Origin of the sequence: Mesorhizobium sp. M5C.F.Ca.ET.164.01.1.1, from assembly GCF_004792125.1 — a bacterium.
GTDB lineage: Bacteria > Pseudomonadota > Alphaproteobacteria > Rhizobiales > Rhizobiaceae > Mesorhizobium > Mesorhizobium wenxiniae.
The window spans coordinates 1-321 of record NZ_SRTG01000377.1; the positions used below are offsets into that span (position 1 = coordinate 1).

A 321-nucleotide genomic window follows, 5' to 3' on the forward strand; every position below is an offset into this window, starting at 1 on the left:
CGCCGGTGGCGGCCTCGGCTCGGCGATCGTCGCGCTCATGGCCGGGCGCGGCGCGCGCATCGTCGGCTGCGACCAGTCGATGGAGGCGCTGGTCGGCCCGCACATCGCCTCGCGCCATGTCTTCAACCTGCTTGACCGGGCCTCGATCGAAGCGGCGATCCCCCGCCTGCTCGACAAGGACGGCGTCCCCGACATCCTGATCAACAATGCCGGCTGGACGCGCGCCGAGACGCTCGGCGCGCTGACGGCGGACAGGATCGAGCATGAGCTCGACCTCAACCTGACCGGCGTGATGATCTTCGCCGATCCCATCGCCAAGGC

Annotated in this window: 1 protein-coding gene; it reads left to right on the top strand. The window is 70.1% G+C overall.

The window, feature by feature from the left end:
- On the top strand, nucleotides 1-321 hold a 321-nt coding region (locus tag EN807_RS33880), incomplete at both ends, for an SDR family oxidoreductase (RefSeq protein ID WP_135938043.1).